At 32.0% G+C, this 8,561-nt stretch carries 13 protein-coding genes and 1 pseudogene; 2 read left to right on the plus strand and 12 right to left on the minus strand.

Features of this window, described 5'->3' with window-relative positions; genetic code table 11:
* Both VGE71_RS18745 and VGE71_RS18750 read right to left on the minus strand, forming a co-directional pair.
* Positions 1–212 (minus strand): annotated as a pseudogene (locus tag VGE71_RS18745) (hypothetical protein); the annotation flags it as partial.
* A gap of 156 nt (positions 213–368) precedes the next feature.
* Positions 369–626, minus strand: a complete 258-nt coding sequence (locus tag VGE71_RS18750) for a hypothetical protein (RefSeq protein ID WP_331139667.1) — start codon at positions 624–626, stop codon at positions 369–371.
* Positions 627–877: 251 nt separating this feature from the next.
* On the opposite strand from VGE71_RS18750, the gene VGE71_RS18755 reads away from it, so the two are divergent.
* Complete coding sequence (locus VGE71_RS18755; protein ID WP_331139668.1) at positions 878–1,633, plus strand: NUDIX hydrolase; 756 nt, start codon at positions 878–880, stop codon at positions 1,631–1,633.
* Between the two features lie 230 nt (positions 1,634–1,863).
* Complete coding sequence (locus VGE71_RS18760; protein WP_331139669.1) at positions 1,864–2,184, plus strand: MmcQ/YjbR family DNA-binding protein; 321 nt, start codon at positions 1,864–1,866, stop codon at positions 2,182–2,184.
* A gap of 9 nt (positions 2,185–2,193) precedes the next feature.
* Here VGE71_RS18760 and VGE71_RS18765 read toward each other — a convergent pair whose 3' ends face one another.
* The 10 genes from VGE71_RS18765 to VGE71_RS18810 form a co-directional block, all read right to left on the minus strand.
* Positions 2,194–2,814, minus strand: coding sequence for an alpha-ketoglutarate-dependent dioxygenase AlkB family protein (locus tag VGE71_RS18765; RefSeq protein ID WP_331139670.1), 621 nt, complete (start codon positions 2,812–2,814; stop codon positions 2,194–2,196).
* On the minus strand, positions 2,801–3,046 hold the full coding sequence (locus tag VGE71_RS18770) for an Ada metal-binding domain-containing protein (protein ID WP_331139671.1): 246 nt from the start codon (positions 3,044–3,046) through the stop codon (positions 2,801–2,803). The genes VGE71_RS18765 and VGE71_RS18770 overlap by 14 nt, the downstream gene beginning before the upstream one ends.
* A gap of 184 nt (positions 3,047–3,230) precedes the next feature.
* Positions 3,231–3,944 (minus strand): 2OG-Fe(II) oxygenase, encoded by a 714-nt coding sequence (locus VGE71_RS18775; RefSeq protein WP_331139672.1) that lies wholly within the window; start codon positions 3,942–3,944, stop codon positions 3,231–3,233.
* Between the two features lie 174 nt (positions 3,945–4,118).
* The gene (locus VGE71_RS18780; RefSeq protein WP_331139673.1) at positions 4,119–4,961 is read right to left on the minus strand and encodes a methylated-DNA--[protein]-cysteine S-methyltransferase; all 843 of its coding nucleotides are present in this window, start codon (positions 4,959–4,961) and stop codon (positions 4,119–4,121) included.
* Positions 4,962–5,147: 186 nt separating this feature from the next.
* Positions 5,148–5,480: a multidrug efflux SMR transporter gene (locus VGE71_RS18785; RefSeq protein WP_331139674.1), complete on the minus strand. Its 333-nt coding sequence runs from the start codon at positions 5,478–5,480 to the stop codon at positions 5,148–5,150.
* 41 nt (positions 5,481–5,521) lie between these two features.
* Positions 5,522–6,607: a WG repeat-containing protein gene (locus VGE71_RS18790; RefSeq protein WP_331139675.1), complete on the minus strand. Its 1,086-nt coding sequence runs from the start codon at positions 6,605–6,607 to the stop codon at positions 5,522–5,524.
* A 10-nt stretch (positions 6,608–6,617) separates the two neighbouring features.
* Positions 6,618–6,902 (minus strand): hypothetical protein, encoded by a 285-nt coding sequence (locus VGE71_RS18795; protein ID WP_144215530.1) that lies wholly within the window; start codon positions 6,900–6,902, stop codon positions 6,618–6,620.
* A gap of 31 nt (positions 6,903–6,933) precedes the next feature.
* Positions 6,934–7,272, minus strand: a complete 339-nt coding sequence (locus VGE71_RS18800) for a hypothetical protein (protein ID WP_331139676.1) — start codon at positions 7,270–7,272, stop codon at positions 6,934–6,936.
* A 24-nt stretch (positions 7,273–7,296) separates the two neighbouring features.
* Positions 7,297–7,824, minus strand: a complete 528-nt coding sequence (locus VGE71_RS18805) for a hypothetical protein (protein ID WP_331139677.1) — start codon at positions 7,822–7,824, stop codon at positions 7,297–7,299.
* Positions 7,825–8,168: 344 nt separating this feature from the next.
* Positions 8,169–8,561, minus strand: a 393-nt coding sequence (locus VGE71_RS18810; RefSeq protein ID WP_331139678.1) for an adenosylhomocysteinase, incomplete at its 5' end; no start/stop codon positions are given.

Below are 8,561 nucleotides of genomic sequence, written 5' to 3' on the forward strand. Positions count from 1 at the left end.
GTGTAAGCAACGCAAGCATATTCGCTGTTTTCGGTGTCGCTTGTGTAATAGATTTTATCTAAGAAATAACAGAAATCGCGACCTTCGTCGACTTGTTTTTTTGAAAAATCAGATTCTTTTATGTATTCGATCAGCTGATTGTCATCAATTTTTGAAGCCCAGTCTCCAGGTTTTTGAATTTTATAACTTTCTGATTCTACGATGTTTTCCATATCTGTGATTTGTAGGTGTATATTCTTACTTTAAAAGAATAAAAATAAATAATAATAAACGATTTAACTCTATTACTATTGTGAAATTTATGATAAAAAAAACCTCACTCGGAAAGAAAGTGAGGTTGCATTATAAATTATATTACAGGGAAAGGTTTATTTCAAAAGAGTATTTACAAAATCCATTACGCCAATTCCTTTGTACGAAGCATACAAAGCTTTTTCATAAGCTTCTTGCTTGGCCTTTTTATTTTTGGCATCTTTTTCAACAATCATTTCATTAAAAATTCTTTCTTGTTCTTCACTATATTTTAATGAAGCTTCCAAAAGATACGTCTTAGAAACAAACCCGAAAGAAGTCCAGATTTTGGTTCTAATTTTTTTATTGATGTTTTTTAACGGATTGGTAATCATAACTTCTGTGTTTAAATTTCTACGCTCACTTGAAGAAAAATGGAACAGCTTGTATTATTTTTCTTTAATTTTTAACAATTAAAAGCATTAATGTGTTATTATGACGCAATGTAATTATTTTTTTTAAATTTGACTTTAAATTATAGTTAAAATTGTAATTCACACACTTCTATAATTTACCAAAAAAGTACTTGATTTTGTAAAAATGAAGTAAATTGCATCGTTATTAGAAGGATTTATACTCAATTTGAATGTTAAAAGACATTATAGATAACAACGAAAACTACCAGCCTGGACTTTCTATAGACTGTGTAATTTTTGGTTTTCATGACAATCAGTTAAAAGTTTTATTGATAAAAGTAGAACGCGCCAATAAATGGTCTTTACCCGGCGGTTTTATTCCTGTTGACGAAGATATTGATACCGCTGCAAATACAGTCTTAAACGGAAGAACAGGCGTTGAAGGCGTTTTTTTAAGGCAATTTGCAACCTTTGGAAAGGTCAAACGAAATGATCAGCATTTTGACAAAAAAACACTCGAATATCTTCAAATTGATGAAGAAAAAGGAAAATGGCTCACACGTCGTTTTGTTACGATTGGCTATTATGCCTTAGTAGATTTTTCGAAAATTATTCCTAACCCAACAGGAAGAAAAGAGGTTGTAGAATGGATTGATCATAAAGAAGTACCAGAACTAATTTTAGATCACAGAGAAATTCTGGATAAAGCTTTGGATACTTTAAGAGCCGAATTGAATTTAATGCCAGTTGGTTTTAATTTACTACCAGAAAAATTTACAATTCCAGAACTTCAAAAATTGTATGAAACCATTTTGGATAAAAAACTGGATAGAAGAAATTTTCTGAGAAAGATCACTAACATCGGAATTCTGACTAAACTAGACGAAAAGAAAAGTAATGTGGCACACAAAGCCCCAAACTTATATTCTTTTGACAAAGAAAAATACGATGAGGTTTTAAAAAATGGTTTGAATCAAGGTTGGTAGAAGGTAAAATCAATTATTTGGTATAATTGTTTTCAATACATAGAAATAAATATAGCTTTATTTAATTGGTAATAAGATTTTAAAAGGAAACTAGTTTCTAGCATATCGCTATGTTTGTTAATGCAAGTAAAACGCCTTTTTTAAACTAGAAAAACTATGTTTCTATGTGTTGAAAAGTATTTTTTTTATTTCACCGAAAGGTTAAACTTTAATCTTAAAAAATAATGATTATGGTTTCAATTGAAGAAGTTAAAAAATTAGCAATGTCATTTCCTGATGCGACCGAAGGACCTCATTTTACAAAAACTTCTTTTCGAATCAAAAAGAAAATTTTTGCCACTTTAGACGAAAAAAGAAATCAATTAGAAATAAAATTAACCGAAATAGAACAGCCTGTTTTTTGCGCATCAAGCGAAAAGATTTTCCATGAAGTACCAAATAAATGGGGAAAACAAGGCTGGACTATTGTCGAACTCTCAAAAGTTAGACCCGAAATGTTTGAAGATGCCTTAAAACTTTCTTACGAAAATGCAGCTTTGAAGAAAAAATAACCCTTATTCCTAAATTTGATTTGATTCTACAATAGTTCTAAAAGTCAGATTTACTCTTGGTTTTGTTGTTGTTTTAGTTGGAGGAAGTCGATGCAACCAATAGGTTTGCGTTTCATCTTTCATAACCAACAAACTTCCATGTTCTAAAATTAAAGCTACCTTTTCTTTAGATTCTTTATGCTTGAAAGCAAATTTGCGTTCAGCACCAAAACTTAGAGATCCGATTGCTCCATTCTTTTTTAAATCCTTTTCGCCGTCACTGTGCCACGCCATTCCTTCTTCACCAGAATGGTACAAATTCAGCAGACAGGAATTGAAAGTTTCTCCTGTTTTCTCTTCAATAATGGCTTTTAGTTTTAATAACTCAGGTGTCCACGGAAGTGCTTTTTTTGTAGTGTTGGAATAGGTATATTCAAATTCTTTCTCACCATACCAAGCCACTTTTCTTTTGGTTAAAATTAATTTCCCGAAGATAATCGCTTCATCATTTTTCCATTCAATGGTATTCAATAAAGTATCGCGATAGTAATCTGCTTCTTCTCTAGAAAACAATTTTCCGTAGTAATTTACAGTCCCATCTTGCGGAAGTAAATTGGTGTTTTCGTCAGTATGAGGATTAAATAAGTCCATTTTTCCAGTTTTGATATTCGGTTTTCATGCAATGTCCACAAGGTCTGAAACCATTTTGCTTGGCTTCATTCTCAGAAGAAAAGAAAACACGATTTTCGCGTTTAATTCTCTTTCCAGAACAACATTTGAGCGTTCCGTAGATTTTTAATTTTTGGTTTCCACCGAAACAAATTTCGCCATTTTTAATTTTACGAAGCAATTCAGAATCGGTTATTTTTTGATGATTAATCATGAAGTTATAAGTTTTATATTGTAGAGATGCACTGTAGTGCTTCTAATATTTTGCTGTTTTTTCGCCACGAATTCACGAATTATTATTTTAAATACTTTATCCAATATTATTCGAATTAATTCGAATAAGTAATCACAAAGATTTTAAAATAATAATTCGTGAATTCGTGGCGGAAAAAAAATATTCACGAAAGCGCATCATGAAAAATAATCCCCAATGTATATCGTTCGCCAGAATGAATTTCGCTTACTCCATGTTTCATATTCACGCTATAATACCCTTTTGTACCTTTTACAGGTCTGAAATTGGTTGTAAAAGCCAAAATATCTCCTTTTTTAGGTTTTAAAACAATAGCTTTCGATTGTGCTCTTGGCGTTTGTTGCGTTAAAACAAATTCGCCACCAGTAAAATCTTCATCGGGTTCATTTAGAAAAAGCACAATTTGAATCGGAAAATAAACATCTCCATATAAATCTTGATGTAAAGTATTGAAGCCGCCTTTGCCATATTTTAAAATTAAAACAGTCGCTTTGAGCTGATTATTTTCATGACATTGCTTTAATAACTCTTCATGTGTCTTTGGAAAAATGGTATTAATATTCAAAGCTTTCATCCAAGAATTGGCAATTGGAGCTAGTTTCGGATAAATTGAAGAACGTAAATCCTGAATTAAACTAGGTAAAGGATAATTGAAATATTTGTATTCGCCCAAACCAAAACGATGACGTTCCATGACAACTGTTTTTCGGTATAAATTTGGGTTGCCATAATCAAATTTTAGGTCTTCACATTGTTCGTTGTTTAGCATATTTGGAATAATGGCAAAACCATTTTCGTGCATAGATTCGGTGATGCTTTCCCAGTTTTGAGAAGCAATTTTTGATTGTATATTTTGCATAAGGAAGTTTTAGATTGAGATTTTTTTCCGCCACGACTCGAGCGATAGCGAACAGGCGAAGCAATTCACGAATTTTCTTTTTAAATACTTTATCTAAATATTATTCGAATTAATTCGAAAAAATTATCACATAGATTTTAAAAAGAATAATTCGTGAATTTGTGGCGAAAAAACTTAAAGATTTATTTGAGCGCCTTCCCAGCCGATAATAGCTGTTTTTCGGGTATTTCCCCACATATAGCCGCCAAATGTTCCAGAAGATTGGATAACACGATGACACGGAATCAAAAATGCAACAGGATTACTCCCAATCGCTGTTCCGACTGCACGTGATGCATTTGGTTTCTGAATTTGATTCGCAATAGAACCATAAGTAGAAAGCTGTCCCATTGGGATTTTTAGCAAAGCTTCCCAAACTTTCAATTGAAAATCGGTTCCTTTTAAATGTAGTTTAATTTCAGCTAATTTACTCCAGTCATTTTGGAAAATAAATAATGCATTTTGCTGTGATAAATCTAATTTTTTAGAAAACTGAGCATTCGGAAATTTATCCTTCAAAGCAATAAATCCAGGGATTTCATCTTCGGCGAAAGCCATAAAACAAACTCCTTTTTGTGTTGAAGCCACAATAATATTCCCAAACGGACTTTCGGCAAAACTGTAATTTATTTCGAGATTTTTTCCTCCGTTTTTATATTCTGCTGGCGTCATTCCTTCGATATTGACAAATAAATCGTGAAGTCGACTTGTGCCAGAAAGTCCAGTTTCAAAAGCAGTTTCTGAAATAGTTGCCTGATTTTCTTTGAGTAATTTTTTGGCGTGTTCGATACTTGTATATTGCAAAAATTTCTTCGGACTCGTTCCTGCCCATTCGCTAAAAAGTCGCTGAAAGTGAAACGGACTCAAATGTACTTTTTCAGCTACTTCATCCAAATTGGGCTGATCCTTAAAATTAGCTTTGATATAATCTATAGCTTCGGCGATACGATTATAATTGATGGTTTCTTGTGTGTTCATCTTCTTTCCATTTTATAATACAAATATCGATTGGTTTTAGAAGATATAAAATCTGAAACTTGCTTTCTTTTTTCTGCCGCAAAGACGCTAAGGCACGAAGGTTTTTTTGAAATATTGTTTACTTTTATCAAGGCCGAAAAACTAAAAAGTAGAAAGTTTGTGACTTAGTGTCTTTGTGGCATTACTTCAATGAGCAGTAGTCTTCGAAAAAACATTAATCACAATTACCCCAATTATAATTAATGCCAAACCAATAATTGCTGGCAAATCTGGAATTTCCTTAAAGAATACGGCACCTATAATTGTAATTAAAACAATACCGACTCCAGACCAAATGGCATAAGCGTAACCAACAGGAATAGTTCTTATAGCAAAACTCAAACAATAAAATGCACCACAATAACCAATAACAGTAATAATGCTTGGAAGCATTTTGGTAAATTCTTCAGACTTTTTTAATGCTGAAGTTGCGATGATTTCGAAAATTATAGCTAAGAATAAAAACAGAAAATTCTTCATGGTTTACTTTTTGACAAAGGTAAACTTTAAAGCGGAAAGAGTTATTTCAGAATATTTGTTCTGGAAGAAACATTTATTAATTTATAACCATTGTCAGTTCGTACAAAGTCAAAATGGTCTTGTCCGTGATCTGTTTGTTTTTTCGGATTAATTACAATATCCATTGTTGGGTAAATCCAATCTTTAGATTCATTACAATTATTGAAATAAATTCTGTAATCGTCTGATTCGAAAATAAACGGATTTAACCCGTTGAAAGAAACAAAGTAATCTGTTTTCGGATTTTTTAATTCCTCCAGTTTTAATTTTAAGTAGATGTAGTTTTGTTCTATAAATTTCGATTTTGGTACATTTAGCCATCCATCTGGTTCTTTCCAATACGTTATTTTATCGAAAGAATGTTTTTCTAAATTGGCTTGAGATAAATCCGAAAGTAAGGTGTTTTCGAGCCAGTTTTTAAATTCTTTTTCATAATTAATGAAAGAATAGTATTGACCGTCAACTCCAAGGAAATTGTCTCTTGTTTGATCTTTGCTTGGCTCTTTTGATTTTTGAAGCGAATAAAAATTCAAATTGTTATCGCTTTTAAAGTCTTTGATTAGAATTTTATTGTTGAGGTCAATAAGATGTTCTTTTCCTCCAGTCCAGAAAAAATGTTCTCCCAAAGGATCTCTTTTCTTTTTAGCGTCTTTTAACACAGAAATTAATCCGTTATGAACTTTTGATATGTCGCTGTATAGGGCTGGAATGACAATTTTACCTTCGCTGTTAAAGATTCCCATTTTATCGGTTTTACGATCTGTAAACCTGATGAAACCTTCGTTTTCGCAGTCTGGACTATTGTCAAAAACATACAAACTATCGCGACCAACGACTTTGCCTTTTTTGGTTAAATAATAGCTTTCCCATTTGTTGTTTTTTTCTTCACTTACAGCGATTATGTTTTCAAATTCTCTTGCGGTTGTAAAACCAGAAAACTTGGGTTCAATCTTAATTACTCCGTTTTTGTCTTTAAATCCTGTTAATGTGGTGTCTTTATTCGGAAATGCAATCCAAACATCATTGCTTTGAGCAAATGTTGAACAAGTAAAGAAATAGAATAGAGAAAGGGCGATAATCTTTTTCATGAAAAATGTTTTATCTAAGATGGATTTCTTCTTCATTATTTTTTGCTTCGTCAAAACAATCAGAGCATAACATTTTGAAATCGGCTAAGTTTTGAAAAGTTTCTGTCCATTCTTCGCCGTTGTCTAAAAGATATTGTTCGCAAGAGCCACACCAAGCAATTTGTGGAAGATCTCCTTCGGCTTCTGAATAATAAAAACCAACCTGGTTTTTTGAATCTATTGCTGTTGCAAGATGAATGCATGAAAAAGACATTTCTTTTAAACCGTGTATGTCGCATGAAATTTTTTCGATCATTTTTGATGTTTTTGAATTGAAAAAAGCAATTCTACATTACTTCAATTAACTTAAATTTTAAGCTATTATTGTAGAATTCGGTGTGTAATGTCAATTCGGTTTCTTTATTTTCAAGGGTGAAAATCGTTGCTTCGATACCGAATCCTTCTGTAGAATCATATTTAAAGATGTCAAAATGAGTTTCCAGAATTTTGAGTTTTGGTAGATTTTCAGTTTCAAAATAATCAAATAATTCTTCTTTGATTTCTTCTAAAACAGCCGGATTGATACTGAAATTGTCTTCTAGGTTTTTGAAATTCTTTTTGTTGATATTTTCTATCAATTCAAAAGTTAGTTTGAAGGCAGTTTCTCTAATGCTTTTTTCAACCATTTTATATAGGTTTAAAGAGGGGGTTTATTTTTTCTTTTCTTGTTCTTTTCTGGCTTTTTCCTCTTCTTTTAATCTTTTTTCTTCTTCGTGTTTTTTAGCAAGTTCTGCTCTTTTGATTTTATCTGCTTCTATTTGTTGCTGTAAATCTTGAATTTTAGAAGAACTGGTTTCGATATCAGATTTTGATTTGTTTATTTTTTCTCCTTCTTTTTCGATTTTGCTTTTTGCTTTTTGAATATCTTTTTTTGCATTTGAATTATTTTCAAGCGATGCTAATTCTTTTTGTTTTAACTGTAAATCAGCTTCTCTCTCTTCTAATTTTTTTGTTGCTTTTTTTAGTTTTTTTTCCTCTTTAGCCAGTTTTGTTTCTTTAGTTTCAATATTGTTCATCATTGTGGCCATCATACGTTGTTGTTGCTGTTGCTGCAAAAACATTTGATTTTGTTGTCTGAACATTGCGTTTGAAGACTGCATTTGTCTCTGCATGCTGGATTGGGCATTAATAAAAAAGGGAAAGGAAATGAATAACATTAAAATTAGACGTAATCTCATGATTTGATTTTATTGGGGTTATGGTATTTCAAATTTAGGACTATAATTTAAGAATCGTCTAAAATATCTGATTAAATCTTGCTTCTTGGTACACGTAAGCGTGAGGGATAGGAGCAAGCTACCGAAGTAGCGCGGATAGCCCGACAGCATGCCGACAAGAGGGCGAATAAGCGCAACGTATTTTTGCCCTCTTGTCGGGATGGTGGCACGCCCAATTAATTTTAGATTTCTTGATTTTAGATTTTAGATTGAAAAAAACAAAACCCGACAAGTTTTTTAACTTGTCGGGTTTGATATATGATTTTAAAGAAATCTAAAATCTAAAATCAGAAATCTACAATTGATTAATATCTGTAGTATTCTGGTTTGAATGGACCTTGAACTTCAACTCCGATGTAAGCAGCTTGATCTTCTCTTAGAACTTCAAGTTCAACACCTAATTTAGCTAAGTGTAAAGCAGCCACTTTTTCATCTAAATGTTTTGGTAACATGTAAACGTCATTTTTGTAAGCTGCACTGTTGTTCCATAATTCGATTTGAGCTAAAGTTTGGTTTGTAAATGAGTTACTCATTACGAAACTTGGGTGACCTGTAGCACAACCTAAGTTTACTAAACGACCTTCAGCCAAGATGATGATATCTTTACCGTTGATGTTGTATTTGTCAACTTGTGGTTTGATTTCGATTTTAGATGCACCGTGGTTTTTGTTTAACCAAGCCATATCGATTTCGTTATC

Source organism: Flavobacterium sp., from assembly GCF_036405015.1.
GTDB lineage: Bacteria > Bacteroidota > Bacteroidia > Flavobacteriales > Flavobacteriaceae > Flavobacterium.